Raw genomic sequence first — 25,201 nt, 5'->3', positions numbered from 1 at the left:
GAGCGGCAGCCGGAGCGCGGTCTGTGAGGGTTGAGTCCGGCTCAATACACGACGTCGAAGCTGCTGAACTCCCCCGTCGCCGGCGACACCGACTCCTCCACGTGGTCCACGCGCCCGGGCGCGTCACTGGACCGCAGCCAGCGGCGGAACTCCAGCACCACCGCCTGCGGACCTTCGACGACGACGGCGACCGTACCGTCGTCGTCGTTCCGCACCGTTCCGGTCAGCGATAGTTCCTCAGCCTTCCGCACGGTCCAGTACCGGAACCCCACCGCTTGGACCACGCCCTCCACCCGGGCGCGCAAGCGGACGTCCGCGCCAGAGTCCTGGGCCGGGTTCCGCTTGGGGTTCCGGTCTGATGCTTGAGCCATGGTTCCAATGTAGTGCGGTGGCCCGGGGTTTCAAGGGGTTGTGTTGGCGGCGTGCTTGGCCTTGCGGCGCTTGGACCGCGACCACACGAGGAGGGCACCAATGGCACCGATCAGCACCGGGATGGTCAGGCCCAGCGGCTGCGCCCAGTCCTTCACGAGCGCATTCAGCACATAGCCCAGTTCAATCTCTACCTGGATGTCTTCCCGGAACGTCTCCAGGCTCAGGTCCGGCCCCTCCTCCGCGGTGGCGAACAGTTGCAGGGTCATGGTCTTCCGCCCCGATTCCTTGGGCGTGATCCACCAGCGCCACTCCGCCACGCCTTCCACCGGCACCAGCATCTCACCGCTCGGATTTCCCGCCCGCTCAATGGTCATGCCCGGGCCGGACAGATCCGCCCGCATCTCCTCGCACACAATCGGTTCACGGGTCTGCACCGGGTTGGGCCCGGGGATGTTCTTCTCGTGGCCCTCCCCGGGATCGCCCAGGGTGACGTGCAGGACGAACTCCCTTGTCTCGCCCTGCCGCATGGGCGACGGCGGCCGGAACGTCAGCTCGCCCTGAAAGCACGTTTCCAGGATTTCCTTGGCACGCCTGGCCTTTTCCAGGGCTGTCGAGGTGGTGCCCGGCGGGGGAATTACTCCGTCCGCAGAGGGCTTCGTCCTGGTCGAAGACGTAGTGGGGGTTGGGCCGGCGCCGGGCTTGCTGCTTTGAGGGCCACTCTCACCAGGGAAGGGTCGGGTCGCAGTGGACAGAGGTGTGCTGGGCGTGGATGTCGGCTCCGAACTCGGGCCGGGCCCACTCGGGACCGGCGTGCACGCAGCCAGCCCCAGCACGACAACCAGCCCTAGACACACCGCCACGCACACCGCTATCAGGGCGGATGCCATTGCCTGCGCACCGCTCGCGAGCCGCTGCTTCCCCAGTGCGTACATCAGAACTCCGACAGATCGGACTGCGTCCTGATTCGAGTCTGCGCGGGCGCCCGGGGCCAGTCAAGGAGCCAGATTAAGGCGCTATCAGCTACCGCGCGGGACGCAGCGAGGTGATCATCCGCCGGATGTTCCGGTACTCCCCCGTCTCCGCATACAGCCTGGCCCTCTCCCAGTACGGCAGCGACGGATTCCCCGGCGTGGCATTGTTTGCGGGGTCATAACCGGCGCCGAACATCGCCCCGCTGGGCGGCCACCGGAACAGCAGGAAAATAGGACACGCCAGCGTCCCGGCCTCCTCCGGAATCATCGTGATGCCGTAGGCCGCAATGGTTTCAGCCGTCCGGGCGGCGGCCAGGGCGTCCCCACGCGTCTCAAACATGAACCGCGGCGCGTTGTCGTCCGCTACGCCCTTCTCAGCCAGGGCGGTCATGGGTTCGGAATCCAGCACCGCAAACGGGTACTTCTGCACGCACTCCGAACCGGTCACAATTCTGGTCTCCAGGACCGCCATCGTCTTCCCTGCCGCGTTCAAGACCTCCGCGAACGCCCCGCCGAGCGGTGATTTTCCGCGCGGATCCTTGATGGCCCAGTCCCCCGGATAGTCGAACGTCAGGTCACCGTCCGGCGTCGTGAACGTCTTCCAGCCGGACGCCGTAGGCGACGGCAGCCGGCTCGGGGACGAGGCCGACGGCGACGGTTCACCGGGCGGGGCGCCCGCCGTCGTGCTTGGCGGGACGGCAGTTCCGGTCACCGGGTCGGCGGCTGTTCCATCCGACGTCCCGGTCGCCGTTCCCGTCGCCGTTCCGCCGGCTGACGCTGTGGGCGCACTGGCCGTCGCCGATCCAGTATCCGGTGGTGCGGGAGGCGGCCCACAGGCTGCCAGGAGTACCGCAAGGCAGGCACCGGCAGCAGCCGCTGCCCAGGGTCGTGCCGGTTCAGATGATCCATAGCCGGGCATCCTTGATCGGCGCATGCAATCCTCCCCAAAGAGCTGAGGACTTCATTGTGGCCCCGCCCAGAAACGACTCGCCCGGCGACGAAGGAATTTGCCGCCAAAACGTTGCGCACCGTGGACAGTCCGCGGTGCGCAACCTTTACGACGTAACACTGGGATATTTAGGCGGGCTTCAACGAGGTGATCATCTTCTTGATGTTCTTGTACTCCTGCGTGCCCATGTAGACCTCCGGAGTGTCCACGTGCATCTCATTGCCGGGCGTGGTGTCGAAGGGATCGTAGACGCCGCCGAACATCGCACCGCTGGGCGGCCAGTTGAAGAAGTGGAAAACGGGGCACGCTTCCGTTCCGGAGGGTTCAGGTGCCGTGGTGATGCCGTACGCGAGCAAGGTCATGAGCTTGGGATCGGTGGCGGTGGTGTCCGTCCGGGTCTCGAAAACATACCGGGGCACGGTTCCGTTTTGTTCCAGTGCCGGCAGGGGCTGCGTTTCGTACACGCCGTACGGCTGCTTCACGGTGCATTCGGCCCCGGTGACCATGTTCGTCCGGAGGTCCGCCAGGTTCTTGCCGTTGGCGTTCGTGATGTTCAGGAACACGCCCCCGGGCGCTGCGTCTGCCGCCTTGTCGGTGATCTTCCAGTCTTCCGGATAGTCGAAGGTCAGGCCGTCCGTCGTGGTGTAGGACTTCCAGCCCGCCTCGGTTGGGGATGAAGCCGAGGGCGAGGCGGTGGCCGAGGTTGTGGAGGTGGCGGTGGGCGAAGGGGTCGAGGTGGCGGTGGCGTCCGCGGAACTCGTCGACGGTGACGAGGCGGACGGGCCGCAGGCTGACAGCAGGAACGCGAGGCAGATGGCCCCTGAAACTGCGATGGCCGAGGGTGCTGAGCGGTGCATCTGTTCTCCTGAATTTCATGAGACCGCGAATAATTCCTCAATTCTGGACTGGCGCGGGCCGCCGCCCAAGGAATAAATCCAATCGATGTCCAAATGTTATCGGCGCGCCGATGGCCGACGTGATTTCAGCCCTTCCCGGAAGCTTGATAGAGCTTAACCAATGCAAGAATTCCTCATCCCGGCAATGCCCTTCCTGGCCATGGCTTTCGCAGTAGCGGCAGGACTGGTCCTCTCCTGGCTGATCCGCAAGACGGTCCTCCGGCTCAACCGCCGCCGCCCCCAACTCCAGGCCACCTCCCGCGTGGCCCGGCTTCCGTTGCGCCTTGCCCTCTGCCTGATCGGCGTCCGCATCGCACTGGCGCTGACCACGGACGACGGCGGGTGGCGGGCCGCCGTCGACCATCTCCTGCTGATTGCGCTCATGGGCTCCCTTGCCTGGCTCGCCGTGGCGGTGCTGCTGATAGTGGAAGCCCTGGTCCTCAGCCGCTACAGCGTGGACGTGGCAGACAACCGCCGCGCCCGGCGCCTGCGGACCCAGATGATCCTGGCCCGCCGGATCGCCGTGGCCCTCGTCGTGGTGCTTGCGGTGGGCAGCGTCATGCTGACCTTCCCCGCGATCCAGGCGCTTGGCGCCGGGCTGCTGGCCTCCGCGGGCGTGATCTCCATCGTGGCAGGCCTCGCCGCCCAGACGTCGCTGGTGAACGTGTTCGCCGGCATGCAGCTGGCCTTCACCGACGCCATCCGCGTGGACGACGTGGTGGTGGTGCAGAAAGAGTGGGGCCGGATCGAGGAGATCACCCTGACCTACGTGGTGGTCCACATCTGGGACGACCGCCGGCTTATCCTGCCCTCCACCTACTTCACCACCACGCCGTTCGAGAACTGGACCCGCCGCCAGTCCGAGGTGATGGGCACCGTTGAGTTCGACCTCGACTGGCGCGCGCCCATCGAGGACATGCGCGCCGAACTGCGGACCGTCCTCGACGCTACGGAACTCTGGGATGAGCGCGTGGGAATCCTGCAGATCACGGATGCCACCAACGGCTACGTCCGGGTACGGATCCTGGTGAGCGCAGCGGACAGCGCCGCCCTGTTCGACCTGCGCTGCCTCATCCGCGAGGCCATGGTCACCTTCCTGCAGAAGGGCCACCCGGAGTCGCTGCCGCACGTGCGCTGGGAACCCGTGCAGCCCGCACCCTCCCGGGGAACGTCCCGGCAGCCTGCTGTGGAGTCCCCCCAGCCGGCCGGTCCGCAGGACTCCCAGCTCTTCACCGGCTCCATCGAAGCAATCCAGCGCTCCCGCGCCTTCACCGGCCCCGGCGAGGAAGTCTTCGAGGACCGCGACAAAACACTCTCCGCACGGAATTAGCAGCCCTTTCCTGCCCGGCGGATCTGAACAATAATCGAACCGAGCCCCACCATCAGACCAGCCGCAAGCAACTGAGGAGACCAGGCCATGACCACCCACGCGGACCCCGCAACGGAACCCCCTGTCAGCGCTGCGGAGGACAACGACGACGAGGTGACCACGGACCCAGGGTGGTTCCACAAAGCGGTGGTTTACCAGATCTACCCCCGCAGTTTCGCGGACTCCGACGGCGACGGCATCGGCGACCTTCCCGGCATCATCAGCAAGCTGGACTACCTGCACAAGCTGGGCGTCGATGTCGTCTGGCTCTCCCCCATCTACACCTCCCCGCAGGACGACAACGGCTACGACATCAGCAACTACCGCGATGTGGACCCCATTTTCGGCACCCTGGCCGACCTGCAGGCATTGACCGACGGGCTGCACTCGCGCGGCATGAAACTCGTGATGGACCTGGTGGTCAACCACACTTCGGACGAGCACCCGTGGTTCGTGGAATCGCGTTCGTCCAAGGACAACCCCAAGCGCGACTGGTACTGGTGGCGGCCGCCCCGCGAGAGCCCGGGAGCGGGCACCGGTGCCTCCACGGGCGCGGTGGCTGCCCCCGGCGCGGAACCCAACAACTGGGGCTCAGCATTCTCCGGCCCGGCCTGGGAGTTCGACCAGGCCACCGGGGAGTACTACCTCCACCTGTTCTCCCGGAAGCAGCCGGACCTGAACTGGGAAAACCCGGAGGTCCGCGCCGCCGTCTACGACATGATGAACTGGTGGCTGGACCGCGGTGTGGACGGCTTCCGGATGGACGTCATCAACTTCATTTCCAAGGACACCGCACTTCAGGACGGGCCGCGGGCGGACGGCATGCTGTTCGGCGACGGCAGCCCGCACTTCATGTCCGGACCGCGGATCCACGAGTTCCTCCACGAAATGCACCTGGAGGTCTTCGCCGGCCGGGACAAGCCGCTGCTGACCGTAGGCGAGATGCCTGGCGTCACGGTGGAGGACGCAGTCCTGTTCACGGACCCCGCCCGGCGCGAGGTGGACATGGTGTTCCAGTTCGAGCACGTTGCCCTGGACCAGGAGGACGGCAACAAATGGCGGCCCAGGAAGCTCCGGCTCACCGACCTGAAGCAGTCCCTTGGCCGCTGGCAGGAAGCACTGGCTGAGCGCGGCTGGAACAGCCTCTACTGGGGCAACCACGACCAGGCCCGTGCCGTGTCCCGCTTTGGCGATGACGGGCAGCACCGCGAACTCTCCGCCAAGATGCTGGCCGGCATCCTGCACCTGCACCGCGGCACCCCGTACGTGTACCAGGGCGAGGAACTTGGCATGACGAACATGAGTTTCGGGGCCATCAGCGACTACCGCGACATCGAGGTACTCAACCACCACCGCGAAGCCACCACCCACCTGGGCCACACCGACGCCGACGTTCTGGCCGCCCTGGCGCCCCTGAACCGCGACAACGCCCGCACCCCGGTGCAGTGGGACGCCACCCGGCACGGGGGCTTCACCACCGGCGCCCCGTGGATTGCCGTCAACCCGAACACCAGCCACATCAACGCCGCGGAGCAGGAGGACAATCCGGACTCAGTGTTCAGCTTCTACCGCCAGGTCATCGCCCTGCGGCACGCCGAGCCCGTGGTAGCGGAAGGCGACTTCACCATGCTGCTGCCCGACGACGAGCACGTCTACGCCTTCCGGCGGTCGCTGCCGGGACCCGACGCGACGCCGGGCGTCCAGCTGCTGGTTCTGGGCAACTTCTCCGGCGAAGACCGGACCGTGGAGCTCGACGGCGGCGGCTGGGGCGATACCGAAGCCGGCGCGGATGAGCCGGAACTGGGCCACTACCCGGCCGAGGTGATCCTGGGAAACTATCCGGGCGACGGACCCGGGTCACACGCTGCCATATCGCTGCGCCCCTGGGAGCTGAAGGTCTTCCGCCGGCAACACAACAGCTGAGCTTTATCCAAAACACCAGCGAAGCAAGGAGAGCATCATGACTATTCCACCGCTGCCCGAGCCGGATCCGTTCCCGCCGGAACCCGGACCCACCGGACCGCCGGACCCGGACAATCCGTTTCCGCCCAACAGGCCGGACCCTACAGAGCCACGCCCTCCGCACCCCGGTCCGGAACCGTCACCGGCGCCCGGGCCGCTGCCGATTCCGGACCCCGGCCCCATGCCGCCTGCCCCGAATCCGGACCCCACGCGGTTTTAGGATTGCAGGCTTCCGGGGGCTTCAATCGCCGATGCTGTGCAGGAACCGGCGGACTTCGGTATTGAACGCCTCGGGCGTTTCGGCGGCGGCCAGATGGCCGACGTCGGGAATCACCACGAGCTTCGAGCCGGGAATCTGGCGGTGCATTTCTTCCGCCACCGCCAGGGGTGACCGCACGTCCTCTTCGCCGTAGAGCAGCAGTGTGGGCACGCTGATGGTGGGAAGCACGTCGCGGTAGTCGGCATGCCCGCTGGCATTCAGCAAGGCCCGCATTCCGGCGGGGTGGAAGTCGGCCATGATGGCGCTGGCTTCCTCGACGATCGCTGGATCGGCCCGCGCGGTGAACAGCGTGGGCAGCCAGGCGGGGATGAACTGCTCCGGCGCCTGGTCGAGTTCGGCCTGGATCTGAGCGTAGCGCCGCTCCACTTCCTCCGGAGGCAGCGAGCCGGCCCAGCCTGCGTAGGCCGAGACCAGCAACAGGGACGCGACCATGTTCGGGTGGCTCCGGTAAAGCTCCAAGGCGACGCCAGAGCCCCAGGAGAGCCCCAGGACGTGCGGTTTTCGCGGCGCTACCTCGTGGAGGAAGCCCGCGAGCGCGTCGCCAAGCTCCCGGCCGGAGAAGTCGGGAGGGGGATCGTCGGAACGGCCGCAGCCCGGGGCATCCCAGGCAATGACCGTGAACTCTTTGGACAGCCCTTCAAGCTGCTGTCGCCAGATGCGGCTGTCCTCGTAGGCACCATGAAGGAGCACCAGCGGAGGGCCTTGGCCCTCACGCTGATAGCCGATCCGCAGTCCTGAAACCTCAACGGAGTGCATGCCGCACTGCTCCTTTGGAGCTGACCCTGATGGCTCTGATTCTAGGCCGATCAGGGTCAGCTGCCTACAGGAGCGGGGGCCTGCGCAGGGGTATGACCGCTAGACGAGGGTGATGTCCCGCGTCCGGTGGTCGTAGTTGAACGTGATGCGGCCGCCCGGGTGGTGAAGTTCGTGGTTTGCACCATCGAACGCGCCGAACGCACCGTAGTTCTCGTCCCACGAGCGGTTGAGCGCGATCTTGAAGCTGTAGTGCCCGGCGGGAAGGTCGGCGGTGAGCTTCCACAGCTGGTCCACTGCATCCAGCTTCATCTGCGATTCGTCGTACTGCGGTGCCCAGTTCGCCGGTGCGCCGAGCAGGACGTTGAAGTCGCCGGCAATCGCAACTGCTTCCGGCTGGTCGATCGATTCGGCACCCTGCGCCAGGGCCTGGGCTTCTGCAGACTCCTCGCCGGCCTTGGCTGGCTTGGCGGCAGCCTTGCGCGTGCGCACGGCCTTCGCCACCGGTGCCACTGCGTCTTCGATGAGCTCGGCAGCCTTTTCAACCACCTTGGCAGCCTTGGACGGCGCCTTTTTCTTCGGTGCCGCCTTGGGAGCCTTAGCGGCTGCGGCCTTCGGAGCTGCCGCGCGGGCCGGGAGCTCCGTGGGTACCGGCACATCGGACGGAACCGGAGTGCCCTCGGCGAGTGCGGTGGCAAATGATTCGGCATCCGGGAATGCCACAGTGGCACGGAGCCCGTCTTCGGTAATGGTCCAGCCGCTGCGTCCCTTGACGAGCCAGCCGGCCTTAACGAGCTTGCTGGTGGCGGTGGTCAGCGCCTTGTGTCCCCGGGGAATGCCTCCGCTGAGCAGTTCACTTTCCTTCTCGTTCAGCGGGACGCGAACCGTGGCCTGGGCCAGGACGGCGCCTGCGCCGAGGGTCTCACCTGACAGGACGCTTTCTGCGAGAATGTCGAGCACTGACTTGAGTCGAACCGTGGTGGTGTCTGCAATAGCCGTGGGCATGTTTGTCCTTTCGAGCATGTGATCACTCAGCATTTTGCCAGTGAACTGTAACCAGAGGCGACTATGCGGGTTAACAATGTGTGTCGTGACCCACTATGACGCGGAATGCGACGCAAGTGATCCAAGGGTCTCAGCTTGGAGCCGGAAACTTCGGGACTTTGGGCCCGTTGACAACGCGCCTGTGCTCGATGTCACACGGGGGGCGCTCGATGGGGCATTCGGCTTCTGTCAGGAGGCGCCGTCGTCCTGGACGGCGTATTTGATCACGGATTCTGCATAGTCCTGCGGGTGCGTCAGGTGCGGGATATGGCCGGCACCGGAGCAGGTGAGGCGCTGGGCGTGCGGCAGGGCACCATGGATGCGGTCCAGGACGGCGGCAAACATCGGCGGACTCTGGTCACCTTGTGTCAGGAGGACGGGGCCGGTGTAGTTCTGTAACTGGCCGAGATCGAGGGTGAGGCTGTCCGGGTCACCGAGTTCGTCCAGGAAGGTGGGAGCATTCCGGATAAACGTCTCCTGCTGCGTCACTGGAAGGCGTTCCCAGCTTCCGGGACCCAGCGCGATCGAATCAACGAAAAGTTCGGCACCTTCCGCGTACTTCCCCGCCTTCAGCGTTGCCGCAACTTCGCCCACACGGGCGGTGAAGCCTTGGAGGACCTCCGCATGGACGGGGTCATCAGCCAACAGTCCCAGTCCAGGCGGTTCGTGCACAACGATGGCTGCTACCACCTCCGGATGGGCCGCGGCCAGGCGTAGCGCCACCAGTCCGCCGAACGAATTGCCGACGACCACGGCCGGGTCGAGGCCCAGCAGGCGGATGAGCCCGAAGAGGTCCTCGACATCCTCGCGGATTGATCCCTGCCGGTCCGGCGCGGAGCTGCTGCTGTGTCCCCTCCGCTCGTAGCTGACGACCCGGAAATGCCCGGCCAGCAGTGGCACCATTTGATCCCATTCGTGGTGGTCCACCCAGGACCCGTGCACGAGCACGAGGCCCGGGCCGCGGCCTGCCTCCTCATAGAACAGGTCGACGTCGCCCACGGTGATGATGGCCATGACTGCCTCCGTTCAGGCCAGGCTCGGCTGCAGGCGCACGATGACGGCCTTGGAGACAGGCGTGTGGCTGCCCTCCGCAACGCTCTCCAGGGGCACTAGGACGTTCGCTTCCGGGTAGTAGGCCGCGGCGCACCCCCGCGCTGTTGGGTAGGACACCACCCGGAACTTCCGGATCACCCGCTCGGTGCCGTCCCCGTAGACGCCGTGGATGTCCACGAGTTGCCCGTCCGCGAGGCCCAGTTCGGTGATGTCTTCGGGGCTGACAAATACAACGTCCCTGCCCTTCTTGACTCCGCGGTACCGGTCGTTGTGCCCGTAGATGGTGGTGTTGAACTGGTCGTGGGACCGCATGGTCTGCAGGATCAGCGTGCCGGCGGGCCGCTCCACGTGCTCCAGCTCGTTGACGGTCAGCATGGCCTTGCCCGTCGGGGTGTGGAAGGTGCGGGAATCGCGCGGACCGTTGGGCAGCACGAACCCGCCCCATTCCCGGATCCTCCGGTTGTAGTCCTCGCAGCCGGCTACTACGTGCGAGATGTGGTCCCGGATGAGGTCGTAGTTCCGTTCGTAACCGGCCCAGTCGGCGTTGATCCGGCTGTCCACGGTTGCCCGGGCAAGCCGGCTGACGATCGCCACTTCGGACAGCAGCCCGGGCGCCACCGGCTTCACCTTTCCCTCGGAGGCGTGCACGGCGGACACGGTGTCCTCCACGGACACGAACTGCGGCCCGGTTTCCTGCAGGTCGATTTCCGTCCGCCCCAGCGTGGGCAGGATCAGGGCCTCCTGGCCCGTGACCGCATGCGAACGGTTCAGCTTGGTGGAAATCTGCACGGTCATTTCGGTGGCCGCCACGGCCGCCTCGGCTGCGTGCGTGTCCGAGATGGCCGCCACGAAGTTGCCTCCCATCGCGACGAAAACCTTAATGCCGCCGTCGCGCATTCTGCGGATGGCTTCCACGGCGTCAGCACCGGGTTCCCGGGGCGGTTCGAAGCTGAATTCCTTGGCGAGGGCATCCAGGAAGGCCGGCGGCATCTGCTCCCAGATGCCCATGGTGCGGTCGCCCTGGACGTTGCTGTGGCCCCGGATCGGCGAGGCTCCGGCGCCGGGCTTGCCGATGTTTCCGCGCAGCAGCAGCAGGTTGATGATCTCCTTGATGGTGGGCACGGCCTTCTTGTGCTGCGTGATGCCCATGGCCCAGGTGATGATCACTTTGCCCGCCCGCAGGTACCGTTCGGCGAGTTCGTCGATCTCCATGCTGCTCAGGCCGGTGGCGCGCAGCACTGTGGCTTCCTGCAGGGACGCAAGGTGCGCCTTGAGCTCGTCCAGGCCCTGGCAGTGCTCCCGGAGGAACTCGTGGTCCAGCACTTTGCCGGGGCGCTTGGACTCTGCGTCCAGCACCCGCTTGGACAGGGCCTGCATCAGCGCCATGTCACCGCCCAGCCGGATCTGCAGGTACTGGTCCGCCAGCTCCGTGCCGCGTCCCACGATTCCGTTGATCTTCTGCGGGTTCTTGTACCGCATGAGCCCGGCTTCGGGCAGCGGGTTGATGGCCACGATCTCGCAGCCGGCCTCCTTGGCGTCCTCAAGCGCGGTGAGCATGCGGGGATGGTTGCTGCCGGGATTCTGGCCCATGATGATGATCAGGTCCGCCTTGGCGAAATCATCATAGGAGACGGTCGCCTTGCCCACGCCGATGGTCTGGCCCATGGCCCAGCCGGAGGACTCATGGCACATGTTGGAGCAGTCCGGGAGGTTGTTGGTCCCGAAGGCCCGCACGAACAGCTGGTACAGGAACGCCGCCTCGTTCGAGGTCCGGCCGCTGGTGTAGAACGCGGCCTCATCCGGGCTGCCGAGCCCGTTGAGCTTGCCGCCGATGATGGAAAAAGCCTCGTCCCAGCTGACCGGCCGGTAGTGGTCCTCCCCCGCCGGTTTGTACACCGGCTCCGTAAGGCGGCCCTGCATCCCGAGCCAGTATTCGGACCGCTCCCGCAGTTCGCTGACGGGGTTCGAGGCCCAAAACTCGGAGGGCACCACCACCGGAGTCGCCTCCCACGTGACCGCCTTGGCGCCCTGTTCACAAAACTCGAAGGTCTTCCGGTGCCCGGGGTCCGGCCAGGCGCAGCTCATGCAGTCGAACCCGTCCTTCTGGTTCAGACCCAGCAGGGTCTTGCCGGCCCGCCCCACGCCCATGTGCTTCAGAGCCGGCTGCATGGAGTGATAGACGCCGGGGATACCGGCAGCCCAATCCTTCGGTTTCCCGACTTCCAGGTTGTTCTCGTCGGCTTCTTCCACGTGCGGATTCTTGCGCGGCATGCTGCGCCCTCCCTGACTCGGAACCTGCTGATCAGTGCTGCTTTGAACTGATGTCACCTGGAGAAGCGTCCCCATGGACACGATCTTTCCTCAGGATTAGCAGGTATGACAGGGCCCCGCAAGCATTCGGCCGGCCTTCCCCCCGTCAGGAGTAGCCGAGCTCCGCGAGCAGCTCGGCTTTGCGCTCGTCGTCCGCGAAGGAGGACCGGATGGAGTTGGAGGCCAGCCGGACCCGGTCGAACTCGGAGAGGCCCAGGACGGCCTGGAGCTGCACGAAGTTGTCGTCCACATACCCGCCGAAATACGCGGGATCGTCCGAGTTGACGCTCACATTCAGCCCCGCCGCGAGCATGGCCGGCAGCGGGTGCTCAGCAAGGGTGTCCACCGCACGGAGCCGCACGTTGGACAACGGGCAGACGGTGAGCGGCACGCGCTCCGCCACAAGGTGCTCCACCAGGTCGGGGTCCTCCATGCACCGGATGCCGTGGTCGATCCGCTCCACATCCAGCAGTTCCAGCGCGTCGATAATGTACGACGGCGGGCCCTCCTCGCCGGCGTGCGCTATCCGGTGCAGTCCGGCTTCCTTCGCCCGGGCAAACAGCCGCTCGAACTTGGCCGGCGGGTTGCCCACCTCTGCCGAGTCCAGGCCGATGCCGGCGATGGGCGCGTTCATGGCCAGCAGCTGATCCAGGACGTCGAGCGCCGATTCCTCGGACAGGTCCCGCAGGAACGCGGCAATGAGCAGGGTGGACACGCCGAACTCCTCCAGGGAGTTGGCCAGGACGGAGGCAACCCCGTTCACGCACGTTTCCAGCGGCACGCCACGGGACACGTGGGCCTGCGGGTCCATCATGATTTCGGCGTGCCGCACTCCCGCTGCCGCCGCACGCTGCAGATAAGCACGGGTCATGTCCGCGAAGTCCTGCTCCGTCCGCAGCACCGCCATGTTGGCGTAGTACAGGTCCAGGAAGGACTGCAGGTCCGTGAACTCGTAGCGGGCACGCAGCTCGTCCAGGTCCGCGTACGGCAGCGCGATGCCGTTCCGCTCAGCAAGGGCGAAAATCAGCTCCGGCTCCAGGGTCCCCTCGATGTGGAGGTGCAGCTCCGCCACCGGCAACAGCTTGACGGGCGGCTCGGCCGCTGCTTCGTCGGACACTGCCTCTTCGGACAGAGCCTGTTCGGCCGCTGCTTGTTCGGACACCGCTGCTTCGGACACTGCCTGCTTGGCGTCGGGAACAGGGGCATCGCTGAGTGCTGACGCACCGCCGGGTCCGGGCGCGTCGTCGTAAGTTTCCATCCGGTAAGGATATGCCCGCAGTGCCCCGGCACCGATAGAGTCGAATCAATGCAACACAACAAGCAGGCTTCCGATGTGCCCTTTCTGACCCCGGACCACCACACCGATGGATTTGTCCGGGTGCGCGGTGCCCGGGAAAACAACCTGCGCACCGTGGACGTAGACGTTCCACGGGATGCCATCGTCGCGTTTACCGGCGTGTCCGGTTCCGGCAAGTCATCCCTCGCCTTCGGCACCATCTACGCCGAGGCCCAGCGCCGCTACTTCGAGTCTGTGGCGCCGTACGCCCGCCGGCTCATCCAGCAGGGCCACAATCCCAAGGTGGAGATGATCACCGGGCTGCCTCCCGCCGTCGCGCTTCAACAACGGCGGGGGACCCCGAGCAGCCGCTCCACGGTGGGCACGGTGACCACACTGTCCAACTCTCTGCGCATGCTGTTCTCCCGCGCCGGGACCTATCCGGACGGCAAGGCGCAGCTGGATTCAGAAGCCTTCTCGCCCAACACCGCGTCCGGCGCCTGCCCCGTCTGCCACGGTCTGGGCATTGCCCACACGGTCAGCGAATCGTCCCTGGTCCCGGATACGTCCCTGAGCATTGCGGACGGCGCCATCGCTGCCTGGCCGGGCGCGTGGCAGGGCAAGAACCTCCGCGACATCCTGAGCCACCTGGGCTACGACGTGAACACACCGTGGCGGAAGCTCCCCAAGAAGCACCGCGACTGGATCCTCTTCACCGAGGAACAGCCCGTGGTGGAGGTGACACCGAAGCGGGACCGGGTGGCCAAACCGTACAAAGGCCGTTTCTGGAGCGCCAAGAGCTACGTGCTCCACACCCTGGCCGATTCCAAGAGCGACACCATGCGCCAGCGCGTCCTCCGGTTCATGGAGACGGGCCCTTGCGACCGCTGCGGCGGAAGCGGCCTGACGCCCGAGGCCCTGGCGGTGACGTTTGCCGGCAGGACCATTGCCGAGCTCAACGCCGTGCCCATGACCGAACTGGCCGGGATCATCCGGCCCACCACCGAACTGAAGGACGCCGGAACGGCCAGCCGCGCCGCCGTATCGGGCGAGACCAACGAAGTGGCGGTCGCCATCACCCGCGACCTCCTGCTGCGGATCACCGTCCTGCTGGAACTCGGGCTCGGCTACCTGGCCCTGGGCCGGGCCACGCCCACGCTCTCCCCGGGCGAAATGCAGCGCCTGCGGATCGCCACCCAGCTCCGCTCCGGCCTGTTCGGCGTGGTGTACGTGCTGGACGAGCCGTCCGCCGGCCTCCACCCTGCCGACGCCGAACCGCTGCAGGCAGTGCTCGAGGCGCTCAAGTCCTCCGGGAATTCGGTGTTCGTGGTGGAGCACAACATGGACGTGGTCCGCCGCGCGGACTGGATCGTTGACGTCGGCCCGCGCGCCGGCGAAGGCGGCGGCCAGATCCTCTACAGCGGCCCGGTTGCCGGGCTCGCCGACGTGGCGTCATCCGTCACGCGGCCGTTCCTGTTCCCGGACAGCAAAGGCGCTTCGGGCGGCTTTGGCAGGAAGAACGACGGCGGGACGACCGACCCCGGGATTCCCGCCGCCGGCGGTACCCCCGCAGCCGGCGGGACCTCCGCAGCCGGCGCCGGCCGGGAGGCTGCCGGGTGGCTGGGGCTGCGCGACATCACCCGCCACAACCTCCGCGAACTGGATGCCGACTTCCCGCTCGGCGTGCTGACCGCGGTTACGGGCGTGTCCGGCTCCGGCAAGTCGACGCTGGTCAGCCAGGTCCTCGCCGAGGTGGTGGGAGCCCGGCTGCACCCCGCGGAGGACAGGGCACCCGACGCCACGGCGGACGCCGGGGCCGGGGCCGGGGAACCGCTGAACATTGCTGAAACAGTGGGTCCTGTCTCCGGGCTGGAACAGATCGACCGGCTGGTGCGGGTGGACCAGAAGCCGATCGGCCGTACGCCGCGGTCCAACCTGGCCACCTACACCGGGCTCTTCGACGCAGTACGCAAAGAGTTCGCCGCCACGGAGGAGGCCCGCGCCCGTGGTTTTGGCGCAGGACGGTTCTCCTTCAACGTGGCTGGCGGCCGTTGCGAGACGTGCCTCGGCGAAGGCTTTGTTGCCGTGGAGCTCCTGTTCCTGCCGGGCAGCTACGGTCCCTGCCCGGAATGCCAGGGTTCGCGCTACAACCCGGAAACACTTGAGGTCACATACAACGGCAGGAACGTGGCCCAGGTGCTGGCCATGACCGTGGACGCGGCCGGGGACTTCCTTGCCGGTGTTCCCGCCGCCGCCCGCAGCCTGCAGACCCTTCGCGACGTCGGCCTGGGCTACCTCCGCCTGGGCCAGCCCGCCACCGAGCTCTCGGGCGGCGAGGCGCAGCGCATCAAACTGGCCACGGAACTTCAGCGTGCCAGCCGCGGCCACACCCTGTACCTGCTGGACGAGCCCACCACCGGCCTGCACCCCGCGGACGTCCAGCTGCTCATGGCCCAGCTGCACGGGCTGGTGGACGCCGGCAACACGGTCATCGTCGTGGAACACGAGATGGATGTGGTGGCCGCGGCGGACTGGGTGATCGACCTCGGCCCGGCCGGTGGCGACGCCGGCGGTGAGATAGTGGCGTCGGGGACGCCGGCAGCCGTCGCGCGTTCCAGGAAAAGCCGGACGGCGCCGTACCTGGCGACGGCGCTGGGCCGGTGACGCGGTCCCCCAGGCCGGCTCCCGGGCGCTGGGGGTATCTATTTCGATTTGATAACCTGCCGGCACTGTTTTAGCGTGGAATGCAGTCCCGCCAAGCGGGGACAACGAATGCCCGGTGCTGCCACCACCAGTTACTGCCCGGCCGGCAGACACCGTACATGACCTCTAGTTCGTCAGGGGCGGGCAGTGGCGCGACAACGTCCGGGGACGGACCGAGCGCAGGTGGCCCTCAGGAGCATCCACTTTCATGAACACTTCCACTCGCATGAACACCCGCACGAGCAAATCCACGCTGGGAACCGCGGCACGCCGCGGAGTCACCCTGGCCGCCGTATCAGCGGCCGGCCTCGCACTCTCCGCCACTGCGGCCAACGCGGCCGTGCCCACCGCCACAAGCACCAGCACCTGGGACGCCCTCGCCCAGTGCGAGAGCGGCGGCAACTGGAGCACCAACACGGGCAACGGGTTCAGCGGCGGGCTGCAGTTCACGGACAGCACGTGGGCAGCCTACGGCGGCACCGGATCGGCCGCCGACGCAACCCGCGAACAGCAGATCGCCGTGGCAGAAAACGTCCAGGCCAGCCAGGGCTGGGGCGCCTGGCCCGCCTGCGCCGCCGAGCTGGGCCTGAGCGGCGGCGGCGGAGCGCCCGCCCCGAGCGTCCCGGTCACCCCGGCGCCCGCCGAGGTGCCGGTGCAGGCCGCGCAGGCTCCCGTGCAGGCGGTCGCCCCGGTCCAGGCCGAACCCCGCCACGCTGCCCAGGTTCCGCTGAGCGGCGAAACCTACACGGTTGCGGCTGGCGACACCCTGAGCATCATCGCCGAGAAGCTGGGCGTTACCGGCGGCTGGCAGACCCTTGCCGACGCCAACACAGACACCATCGTGGATCCCGATCTGGTGTTTGAAGGTCAGGTCCTGCAGCTGCCTGCCTAAGGCTTAGGCGACAAAAGCCTTAAACAACGACGCCGGAGCGTCCCCTTCCCGGGGAGCTCCGGCGTCGTTGTTCCTTAAGTCAGTTGTTCCCTAAGTCAGCTGCTTGGCTACTTAGTTCAGGCTGGCGTGCGCGAAGGACCCCTGCGGCAGTTCGCGGACGATCCGGACTTTCCAGGCGGAATCGTCGCTCGTGTCCAGCACGGCCACGGTGCCGATGTGCAGGTGCAGGGCAACCCGCTTGGCGGCCAGGAGCTCGAGGTACAGGTGCTCGTTCATGCGGGCCGGCGAATCGATCACAAACTTCACGGCGTCGCGCACCTTGCGGTAGTTGGCGCTGCGTTCACGGTGCAGGTGCAGCTCCAGCGAGTGGCGCTGGCGGACCTTCGGTTCGTGCTTGTTCAGCCACGAAACCCCTGCGTGAACGCCGACCACAACAGTGAGGGAAACGGCGTAAATCCACCATCCGGTAGACAACAGGAAGAGCGGCAGGTTGGCGATGGCCACCACGGCGATGAACAAGCGGAGGGCAACGATGCGCCGCAGTTTGAGGGCCACAGAGCCAATCGCGGCGCGGAACCCGTGCTGCTCCTTGCGGGCCGCTTCCGGGTCAAGGGTGAATTCGTCAAGCACCAGGATGCCGTTGGCTTCCGGGCTCAGCATCTGTCCGAACTTCGGCGTGAACGGAACTGCTTGGGTAAGTGTCATGTCGTATCTTCCGGAGGGTGGCTGAGGCGGGTTTTTGGTTGCGGTCATCTTAGTCAAATTGTGACCGTGTTGTCTCCGCCGTCTCACCATACGGTCCAGTAGACTACGCCGCCCGGCTGCCAAACTGCTAACAGCTTACTCCGGCGCGGTGCCCGTACTGCGCACGGGCACCGCCGCCCTCGGCATTTGGTCTGGGACCCTGCCGCCTCCACACTTGAAGGATGCAGACTTTCCTCCCCTACCCAGATTTCCAGCAGAGCGCCGCGGTCCTGGACCGCGCGCGGCTCGGCAAGCAGCGTGTCGAGGCGCTGCAGACCCTGCGTGCGCTGGTGATTCCGGAGTACGGCTGGCAGTCGCACCCCGCCATCCGCATGTGGATGGGCTACGTTCCCGCCCTCACCATGTACGGCCTGGCCATGGTTGACGAGTGGGTCGCCCGCGGCGGCGAGGACACCACACGCGCCAAGATCCTGGAATTCGCGCCGCAGGCGGGCCACGCTGCGTACGCGGCCAAGATCCCCATGCCGCCGTGGCTGGGCGAGCCCGACGTGCACCTCAGCCACCGCTCCCGGCTGATGCAGAAGGAGCCCCGTTTCTACAGCGAACTCTTCCCCGGAACGCCGGCGGACCTGGAGTACGTCTGGCCTGAGCCCCGCCACGAGTTCCTCCCCGAAGACCCGGTGGGTGACCGGCTCTGGATCCTGCGCGCCCCGGTGGCCGACACCCGCCCGGAAAAACTGGACATCGTCAGCCTTCCGGAAGTCGGCCGCGCTGCGAAGGCCGCCGCCCAGTCCGAGGACTACGAGTTCGTCTACGCGGACGACACCTCCCGCCGCCCGGCCAAGAACCCCAAGAAGCGGCCGCCCAAGCAGCTCGTGAAAAAGCCCACCCGGAAGAGGCAGCGCCAGGAAGAGGCCTTCCGCACCCTGCCGGGCAACACGGAACTCGCGGTCCCGTTCGACGGCGGCGCCACGTTCGCCATAGGCAGGGTCCAGGGGCGGCCCATCACCGTGGACGGCCGCTTCGCGCGGAACTTCCAGGTGACCGACGTCGTGGAACGCTCCTCGTTCGACTACCCCGCCCTACTCCAGGACCCCCGGGTGTTCTTCCCGATTCCTGCGCGGTAGCCCGCGGTTCCGGCGCCCCCTGCCAAGCAGCGGGCGTCATTCTGGCAGACTGGGCCGTATGACTGTTCTTATGGCCGGCTGCGGCGATCTGGGTACCGAGGCCGGGCTGCGTTTCGCTGCCGCCGGCCACCGCGTGGTGGGCTGGCGGCGGTCCCCGGACAAGCTTCCGGCCGCCATCGAAGGAGCCAGGGCTGACCTGACCACCCCGCCGCTGCCGGCCATCCCCGAAGGCACCACCGCCGTCGTGGTCGCCATCGCGGCAGGTACCCCCACCGAGGATGGCTACCGGGCCGCGTACGTGGACGGACTGTCGAACGTCCTGGATGCGCTGGAGCGCGACCGGATGCACGACGACGGGGCGCTGCCCACACTGGCGCTGCCCTCGCTGGTCCGGCGCGTGTTGTTCGTCTCCTCCACCGCCGTTTACGGCGACGCCGGCGGGGGCTGGGTGGATGAAAGCACGACGACGGAACCCGGCGGATTTTCCGGCCGCATCATCCGCGAGGCGGAGGACCTGCTGCAGAAGCGGCTGCTCGGCACCGGGATCACTCCCGTGGCGCTTCGGCTGGGCGGCATTTACGGGCCGGGGCGGACCCGGCTGATCGACCAGGTGCGGTCCGGTGTGGCCGTGGCCCCGGCCGAACCGCGCTACACGAACCGCATCCACCGGGACGACGCCGCTGCGGCGATCGTGCACCTCTGCACCATGGCCGCCGAGCCCGCCCCCGTCTACGTCGGCGTGGACAACGATCCTGCAGAGCTCGGCGAGGTCCAGCGTTTCCTGGCCGACGAGCTGGGACTGCCGCGGCCGGCGTCGGACGTTCCGGGTGATACCGCCGGCGGGGAGCCGTCCCGCGGCGGCAACAAGCGGTGCAGCAATGCACTGCTTCGCAGCACCGGGTTCGAGTTTGCGTACCCCACCTTCCGCGAGGGGTACCGCGCCATCCTGGCGGGCGAAGGCGTCCGGCACCCGTGACGCAGCCTGGCCTGTCCGTGTCCGCAGCGTTGTAAGGGGAACAATGGATTTTCAGCACATTATCGAGACGGTCGGCAGGTTCATGGACTTCGCCGGCGTGGCCGTCATGGTGATCGGCGCCGTCGTCTCCATTCCCATGGCACTGCGCGGATTCCAGCCGAAACGCCTGCCGGAAGGCTCCGAACCGCTCTCCGTCTACCGCTCCTACCGGCAACTTCTGGGCCGAGCCATCCTGCTGGGGCTTGAACTGCTGGTGGCGGCGGACATCATCCGGACGGTCGCCGTGACTCCCACCTTCGAGAGCGTGGGCGTGCTGGCCATCATCGTGCTCATCCGGACGTTCCTGAGCTTCTCGCTGGAGCTGGAAATCACCGGACGCTGGCCCTGGCAGAAACAGCCGGCCGGCGCGGCAGCAACCGCCGGCTCCTCCAGTTCATCTACTGAGGGCTGATTCCCTTGTCCGCTGTGGAATTCACTGACCCGTGGCCCGATCCGCCGGAGCTGCCTTCCCCCGTGATCATGGACCAGCGGTGGACCGATGCCGTCTTCCTGCACTGGCGCATTACCGAAGCGGAGGCGGCAGCGTTCATGCCGGCCGGGGTGGTGCCGGACGTTTTCGACGGCTCGGCATGGGTAGGCCTGATCGGGTTCCGCATGCAGAAAGCAGGCCTTGGCCGCGGGCCGGCGGTGCCGTTCTTCGGGGACTTCAACGAAATCAACGTCCGGCTCTATTCGCGGGAACCGGATGGCACCCGGGGCGTGGTGTTCCTCAGCCTGGACGCTGACCGGCTGGCCGTGGTGCTGGCCGCCCGCGCCGCCGGCATCCCGTATGTGTGGTCGCACGCCCGCTTCCGGCCGGCCCACTCCGGCAGCCCGTCCACCGGCTATTCGGTGCGCCGGTTCCGGCACGGGGCCACGAGCGACTTCGCTGTTGTTCCGGCGTTCGACGACGTCGCAGCGGATCCGCTGTCCATCCACCTCACAGCCAGGTTCGGTCTGCACTCCCGCTTCCGCGGCCGCACGCTCTACATCCCGAACACGCACGCAGCCTGGCCGCTCTACCGGGCCGAGCTGACGGTGCTTGAGGACGGGCTGATCGGCGCCGCCGGCCTGCAGGTGGCTGGCCGGCCCGATTCGGTGCTGTTTTCCCCCGGGGTCCGGACTCAGTTCGGCCGGCCTCGGGTGCTTGCCTAGGGTGGTGCTGCCGTGCCTGCCGCGGGAGGGGCAGGGCCGCAAGTGTCCGTTCGCGCTTTCCTGCAGGTTCAGGAAACCTCGGCGGTCTGGCGGACGGCCGCGGTGCCCTGCTCCGGGGCATGCTTGCGGGCAACCCTCCGGGCGATAGCGGCGCACACCACCAGTTGCATGGCGTGATACATGATCACCGGAAGGATCACCACGCCGGCCAGCGGCCCGTGAAACAGGATGGCTGACAACGGCAGGCCGGTGGCGAGGCTCTTCTCGGATCCGCAGAACATGATGGCAGTGGCGTCCGCCCGCGGGAAGCCCAGCTTCCGGGCCGCCAGGGACGTCGCCGTCAACGCGGCCGCGAGCATGACCGCGCAGATCCCGGCGGTCACGGCCAGCTGGGCCGGCGGCAGTTTTTGCCAGAGCCCGTTGGCCACCGCAGCCCCGAAAGCGGCGTAGACCACCAGGAGGATGGCTCCGCGGTCCACGATCTTCAAGGGCACGGCCCGCGTGGCAGCCCAGCCACCCAGCCTCCGGTTGAGCAGCTGTCCCAGCACGAACGGAACGACGATCTGGAGCACGATCTTCACTGCCGAGGCGGGGTTCATTCCGCTGTAGGAACCCAAAGCCAGCGCCACAAGCAGCGGCGTCACCACAATCCCCAGCAGGTTGGAGATGGAGGCCGCACACACGGCCGCGGCCGTGTTGCCGCGCCCGATGCCTGTGAAAGCGATGGCCGTCTGCACGGCTGTGGGGAGCATGGTGAGGAACAGCAGGCCGGCCACCAGCTCATGGGTCAGGTACCAGGACGATGCCGCTGCCACGCCGAGGCCCAGCAGTGGAAAGAAAACAAAAGACGTGGCCGCAATGACCAGATGGAGTTGCCACGCCTTGAGCCCTTGAACCACGGCGGACGTGGACAGGCGCAGGCCGCTGATGAAGAACTGCACGCCCACCGCCACACCACTCGCTGCCGCAAGGACGGACCCCACGTCACCCCGGGGCGGAAACACCGCCGCGGCGCCCAGCGTCAGGAGCAAAAGCACTATGAACGGATCCAACCAGGCGAACCGACGGCTGACCGTGCCCGCTCCTCTTCCCGCGACTCCCATGAACCAGTACCCTCCGCATCGACAATGCGCTTAAGAATACTGTAGACATTTTTACAGAACGTCTCCGGGTGTAAACGCTGTGTAAACTCCTGACAGTCCGGGAGCGATTGATAATCTGTAGACAGTAGTCTGGATTCATGATCGTCCAGGAAAGCCTCGTTTCACTCGCAGCACATGAGATTCGCAAGCTGATCGTCAGCGGAGAACTGGCTCCGGGCGACAAACTCAATGAACCTCCACTCGCCGAACGGCTGGGCATTTCACGGCCGCCGCTCCGTGAGGCGCTGCGCATGCTGGAGAGTGAGGGGTTGCTGGAACAGACACCCCGCCGGGGCTACCGCGTGGTGGAAATGACCGAGTCGGACATCAACGAGATCTACTCACTCCGCCGGGCACTGGAAATGTTCGCCCTGGACCTCCTGCTGGCCAGGAAAGATCCGGCGGCCTACTCGGCCCTGGACCCGATCATGACCACGATGCGCGCGGCCGCCAAGCGGGGCGACCAGACGGCGGTGGTGCAGGCAAACGTGGATTTCCACACGGCAGTCGTGGAAGCCGCGGGCCACCGCCGGCTGACCGAGGCCTACCGTTCACTTATGCTCCAGATGCAGCTGTGCATGGCAGCCAATGTGATCGGGGAAGCCCGCACCAAAGGCGACCTCAGCAAAGGCTGCGAGCGCCACGCCGCCCTGCTCGAGTGCCTGCGGTCCGGAGACGCCGAGCGAATTCGCCGCGAAGTCGAAGAACACGGTGAACGGGACTACCTCGAGCGCCGGGGCAACGCTGCGTCCCCGGCCGCAGACGGGGAATCCGGCCCTTCCGTCGAAGGCATCGCTGGATGAGCGCTTCAGTTCTGGGTGAGCTCAACGGGAACGCGCTGGACGCCACGGCCATCGCGGAAGCTGTCCGCTCCGGTTCCCTGTCCGCCGTCGACGTCCTCACCGCCACCCGAACACTCGCCCAGTCCCCCGCCGGACGGGCCATGAACGCGTTCATTACCGAAGACTGGGACCGGGCCGCGCGGGCCGCTGCCGCCGTCGACCGCCGCCGCACCGCCGGCGAGGAACTTGGACCGCTGGCGGGCGTACCGTTCAGCGTCAAGGACGTGATCGCCGTCGCCGGCCTTCCGATAACGGGCGCCAGCAAGGCGTTTGCGGACCTGGTGGCGACGACGACGGCGCCGGCCGTCCAGCGCCTGCTGGACGCGGACGCGATCCTGATTGGCAAAACCAACTGCCCGGAGTTCGCCTTCGGCGTCACCTGTGACAGCCCGCTGCTGGGCAGGACGGGGAACCCGCGGTTTCCCGCAAACACGCCGGGCGGCTCCAGCGGCGGCGAGGCCGCGTCCCTGGCCGCCGGCATTTCCGCGCTCGGCGTCGGCACCGACTTTGGCGGCTCGGTCCGCTGGCCGGCACAGTGCGTCGGCATCACCGCACTTCGTCCAGGCGTCGGCTCGGTGCCCGGGGACGGCCAGGTTCCCGGCGTCGGCGGCAACTTTGGCGCGGACGGAACGGTACCGGCCGCGAGCCCGGGGATGCAGGGTTCTTTCCAGACCGTCGGCCCCATGGCCAGGTCAGTGCGCGACCTGCGGACGGCATTCCTCATCATGTCCGGGGCCGGCAGCACGCCCGGGGTCCGCGAGCGCGCGTACCGGGTTGCCTGGAGCGACGGCGCCGCCCTGGGCCCCGTCCGGGCGGAGGTCACGGCGCTGATGGAGCGCCTGGCCGCTGCACTGGCGGCGGCCGGCCACACCGTCGGGGAGCAACCGGATCTGTTCGCGGACTGCCTGTCCCCTTACAACCGGCTACGGGACGTGGATCCCATGATGGACCACGCCGCGGCCATCAAGGGACGGGAAGGCGGGGTAACAGCCGCCAACCTCCAGACCATCGAGGCGTCGTTCGCTGCCACGGCCGCCGACGTGGAGCTTGCCTGGCAGGCCGCTACTTCGGCGCGGGCGGCAGCCCTGGGCCAAATCGCGGCGGTTGACATCGCCCTGATCCCGGTCGCGGGAGGCCCCGCGGGCGACGCCGACGGCCGCCTGGACATCGACGGCCGGACTGCCGAAGGCTGGGAAATCATGGGGCACTGCCGCGCCGTCACCCTGACCGGATGCCCGGCCGTCTCGCTGCCGGTTGGAATGTCCGCCGAGGGCCTGCCGCTGTCCGTGCAGATAGTGGCCGGGCCGGGCGCTGAGCTGACCGCCCTGGACTTCGCCGCCATGCTGGAGAGCCTGGATATCTGAGCATCCTCGGGCCGGTTTCGGGGCCCCTGCTGCCTGGCCCAGGAGGCTGCCGCACCGGCTTCCGAAGTCACCCAAGCTGTAAAATTGTCTACAGAATTCATAATTAACATACCCGAAACGAAGCAGGTGATTCCCGGACACACGAAGCCCATAGCGTCTTAGCTGTCAGGCACTCAGTCACTGGCATCTGGATCACTGAAAGTGGGAAGCAACGCATGTTTTCACGCACTAGCAAAGCCGCCGTCGTAGCCACTCTGGCCGCTCTGGCCCTCGCTGCAAGCGGCTGCTCAGCCAGTAGCAGCGCCTCCGCAGACGCGGCCGCCAAAGAGAAGTTCACCATCGCCACCAGCGGTACCTTCCGCCCCATCACCTTCTCCGATGGCGGCAAGCTCACCGGCTTCGACATCGAAGTGGGCACGCTGATCGCCGACAAGCTGGGCATGGAAGCGGAGTTTGTTGAAGGCCAGCTGTCCGGACTTCTCCCGGGCCTGAACAGCGGCAAGTTCGACGCCGTGATGTCCGGCCTCACCATGACCGAACCGCGCAAGCAGTCCATCTCCTTCTCCGCCCCCTACCTCGCCGACGGCGCAGTGGCGGTGGTCTCCAAGGACAACACGTCCGTCCAGGACGTCAGCAAGCTGGACGGTTTCAAAGTGGGCGCCATCGGCGGCTCCGGCACCGAATCGGACGTCAAGGGCATCGGCGGCTTCACCGAACTCAAGGCCTACCCCGGCGCACCCGAAGGCTTCGCCGACGTCGCAGCCGGACGCATCGACGTCTTTGCCACCGGGCGCATCGCCGCGGAGAACTTCATGAAGAACTCCCCGCTCGCCGCGGACCTGAAGATCGTGGGCGAGGTGTACGGAACCAAGCCCGCCGGCGTCGGACTTCCCAAGAGCGATACCGAGATGAAGCCCAAGGTGGACAAGATCATCGCCGAACTGAAGGCGGACGGCACCTTGGAGAAACTGAACCAGAAGTGGTTCGGCTTCACCGTCGAAATCCCGGCGGGGTAACTGCC

Annotated in this window: 22 protein-coding genes; 11 read left to right on the top strand and 11 right to left on the bottom strand. The window is 67.0% G+C overall.

Annotated features, from left to right (window positions below; genetic code table 11):
* Window positions 1-41: 41 nt before the first annotated feature.
* The 4 genes from RW112_RS18275 to RW112_RS18260 form a co-directional block, all read right to left on the bottom strand.
* Window positions 42-371, bottom strand: coding sequence for an acylphosphatase (locus tag RW112_RS18275; protein ID WP_317783113.1), 330 nt, complete (start codon window positions 369-371; stop codon window positions 42-44).
* Window positions 372-401: 30 nt separating this feature from the next.
* Window positions 402-899, bottom strand: a complete 498-nt coding sequence (locus RW112_RS18270; protein WP_317783112.1) for a hypothetical protein — start codon at window positions 897-899, stop codon at window positions 402-404.
* 493 nt (window positions 900-1,392) lie between these two features.
* Complete coding sequence (locus tag RW112_RS18265) at window positions 1,393-2,055, bottom strand: hypothetical protein (RefSeq protein WP_317783111.1); 663 nt, start codon at window positions 2,053-2,055, stop codon at window positions 1,393-1,395.
* 365 nt (window positions 2,056-2,420) lie between these two features.
* Window positions 2,421-3,149, bottom strand: a complete 729-nt coding sequence (locus RW112_RS18260) for a hypothetical protein (protein ID WP_317783110.1) — start codon at window positions 3,147-3,149, stop codon at window positions 2,421-2,423.
* A gap of 160 nt (window positions 3,150-3,309) precedes the next feature.
* On the opposite strand from RW112_RS18260, the gene RW112_RS18255 reads away from it, so the two are divergent.
* Together RW112_RS18255 and RW112_RS18250 are read left to right on the top strand one after the other, a co-directional pair.
* Window positions 3,310-4,518 carry a mechanosensitive ion channel family protein gene (locus tag RW112_RS18255; RefSeq protein ID WP_317783109.1) on the top strand — a complete coding sequence of 403 codons (1,209 nt, stop codon included), beginning with the start codon at window positions 3,310-3,312 and terminating at the stop codon, window positions 4,516-4,518.
* An 87-nt stretch (window positions 4,519-4,605) separates the two neighbouring features.
* Entirely contained in the window at window positions 4,606-6,480 is a 1,875-nt protein-coding gene (locus RW112_RS18250) for an alpha-glucosidase (RefSeq protein WP_317783108.1), read from the top strand.
* Window positions 6,481-6,760: 280 nt separating this feature from the next.
* Here the strand turns inward: RW112_RS18250 and RW112_RS18245 are convergent, their stop codons facing one another.
* From RW112_RS18245 to RW112_RS18225, 5 genes are all read right to left on the bottom strand, one after another.
* On the bottom strand, window positions 6,761-7,555 hold the full coding sequence (locus RW112_RS18245; RefSeq protein ID WP_317783107.1) for an alpha/beta fold hydrolase: 795 nt from the start codon (window positions 7,553-7,555) through the stop codon (window positions 6,761-6,763).
* A 99-nt stretch (window positions 7,556-7,654) separates the two neighbouring features.
* The gene (locus RW112_RS18240) at window positions 7,655-8,557 is read right to left on the bottom strand and encodes a glycosidase (protein WP_317783106.1); all 903 of its coding nucleotides are present in this window, start codon (window positions 8,555-8,557) and stop codon (window positions 7,655-7,657) included.
* A gap of 228 nt (window positions 8,558-8,785) precedes the next feature.
* Window positions 8,786-9,610, bottom strand: a complete 825-nt coding sequence (locus RW112_RS18235) for an alpha/beta hydrolase (protein ID WP_317783105.1) — start codon at window positions 9,608-9,610, stop codon at window positions 8,786-8,788.
* Between the two features lie 12 nt (window positions 9,611-9,622).
* Window positions 9,623-11,920, bottom strand: coding sequence for an FdhF/YdeP family oxidoreductase (locus RW112_RS18230; RefSeq protein WP_317783104.1), 2,298 nt, complete (start codon window positions 11,918-11,920; stop codon window positions 9,623-9,625).
* 145 nt (window positions 11,921-12,065) lie between these two features.
* Entirely contained in the window at window positions 12,066-13,217 is a 1,152-nt protein-coding gene (locus RW112_RS18225; protein WP_317783103.1) for an adenosine deaminase, read from the bottom strand.
* A 48-nt stretch (window positions 13,218-13,265) separates the two neighbouring features.
* Between RW112_RS18225 and RW112_RS18220 the strand changes: the two genes are divergently transcribed.
* The gene (locus RW112_RS18220) at window positions 13,266-15,899 is read left to right on the top strand and encodes an excinuclease ABC subunit UvrA (protein WP_317783102.1); all 2,634 of its coding nucleotides are present in this window, start codon (window positions 13,266-13,268) and stop codon (window positions 15,897-15,899) included.
* Between the two features lie 247 nt (window positions 15,900-16,146).
* Window positions 16,147-16,830 carry a transglycosylase family protein gene (locus RW112_RS18215; RefSeq protein WP_317783101.1) on the top strand — a complete coding sequence of 228 codons (684 nt, stop codon included), beginning with the start codon at window positions 16,147-16,149 and terminating at the stop codon, window positions 16,828-16,830.
* Between the two features lie 111 nt (window positions 16,831-16,941).
* Here RW112_RS18215 and RW112_RS18210 read toward each other — a convergent pair whose 3' ends face one another.
* Complete coding sequence (locus RW112_RS18210) at window positions 16,942-17,535, bottom strand: hypothetical protein (protein WP_317783100.1); 594 nt, start codon at window positions 17,533-17,535, stop codon at window positions 16,942-16,944.
* Window positions 17,536-17,756: 221 nt separating this feature from the next.
* Between RW112_RS18210 and RW112_RS18205 the strand changes: the two genes are divergently transcribed.
* The 4 genes from RW112_RS18205 to RW112_RS18190 all read left to right on the top strand — a co-directional run bounded on the left by RW112_RS18205 (window position 17,757) and on the right by RW112_RS18190 (window position 20,832).
* The gene (locus RW112_RS18205; protein ID WP_317783099.1) at window positions 17,757-18,662 is read left to right on the top strand and encodes an MSMEG_6728 family protein; all 906 of its coding nucleotides are present in this window, start codon (window positions 17,757-17,759) and stop codon (window positions 18,660-18,662) included.
* A gap of 58 nt (window positions 18,663-18,720) precedes the next feature.
* A complete protein-coding gene (locus RW112_RS18200) occupies window positions 18,721-19,638 on the top strand; it encodes an SDR family oxidoreductase (RefSeq protein ID WP_317783098.1) in 918 nt (305 codons plus the stop codon).
* 43 nt (window positions 19,639-19,681) lie between these two features.
* Window positions 19,682-20,089: a DUF1622 domain-containing protein gene (locus tag RW112_RS18195; RefSeq protein ID WP_317783097.1), complete on the top strand. Its 408-nt coding sequence runs from the start codon at window positions 19,682-19,684 to the stop codon at window positions 20,087-20,089.
* 68 nt (window positions 20,090-20,157) lie between these two features.
* On the top strand, window positions 20,158-20,832 hold the full coding sequence (locus tag RW112_RS18190) for a DUF2071 domain-containing protein (protein WP_317783239.1): 675 nt from the start codon (window positions 20,158-20,160) through the stop codon (window positions 20,830-20,832).
* 68 nt (window positions 20,833-20,900) lie between these two features.
* Here RW112_RS18190 and RW112_RS18185 read toward each other — a convergent pair whose 3' ends face one another.
* Window positions 20,901-21,869, bottom strand: coding sequence for a bile acid:sodium symporter family protein (locus RW112_RS18185; RefSeq protein ID WP_317783096.1), 969 nt, complete (start codon window positions 21,867-21,869; stop codon window positions 20,901-20,903).
* 203 nt (window positions 21,870-22,072) lie between these two features.
* Here RW112_RS18185 and RW112_RS18180 point away from each other — a divergent pair, with 203 nt between their 5' ends.
* The 3 genes from RW112_RS18180 to RW112_RS18170 all read left to right on the top strand — a co-directional run bounded on the left by RW112_RS18180 (window position 22,073) and on the right by RW112_RS18170 (window position 25,196).
* Window positions 22,073-22,777: a GntR family transcriptional regulator gene (locus RW112_RS18180; protein WP_317783095.1), complete on the top strand. Its 705-nt coding sequence runs from the start codon at window positions 22,073-22,075 to the stop codon at window positions 22,775-22,777.
* On the top strand, window positions 22,774-24,180 hold the full coding sequence (locus RW112_RS18175; protein ID WP_317783094.1) for an amidase: 1,407 nt from the start codon (window positions 22,774-22,776) through the stop codon (window positions 24,178-24,180). Before RW112_RS18180 ends, RW112_RS18175 begins: the two co-directional genes overlap by 4 nt.
* 215 nt (window positions 24,181-24,395) lie before the next feature.
* Window positions 24,396-25,196, top strand: a complete 801-nt coding sequence (locus tag RW112_RS18170; protein ID WP_317783093.1) for a transporter substrate-binding domain-containing protein — start codon at window positions 24,396-24,398, stop codon at window positions 25,194-25,196.
* Window positions 25,197-25,201 lie beyond the last annotated feature (5 nt).

Origin of the sequence: Arthrobacter sp. B10-11, assembly GCF_033142195.1 — a bacterium.
In the GTDB taxonomy this organism is placed as follows: domain Bacteria; phylum Actinomycetota; class Actinomycetes; order Actinomycetales; family Micrococcaceae; genus Arthrobacter; species Arthrobacter oryzae_C.
This window is presented reverse-complemented; position numbering and strand designations above follow the sequence as displayed.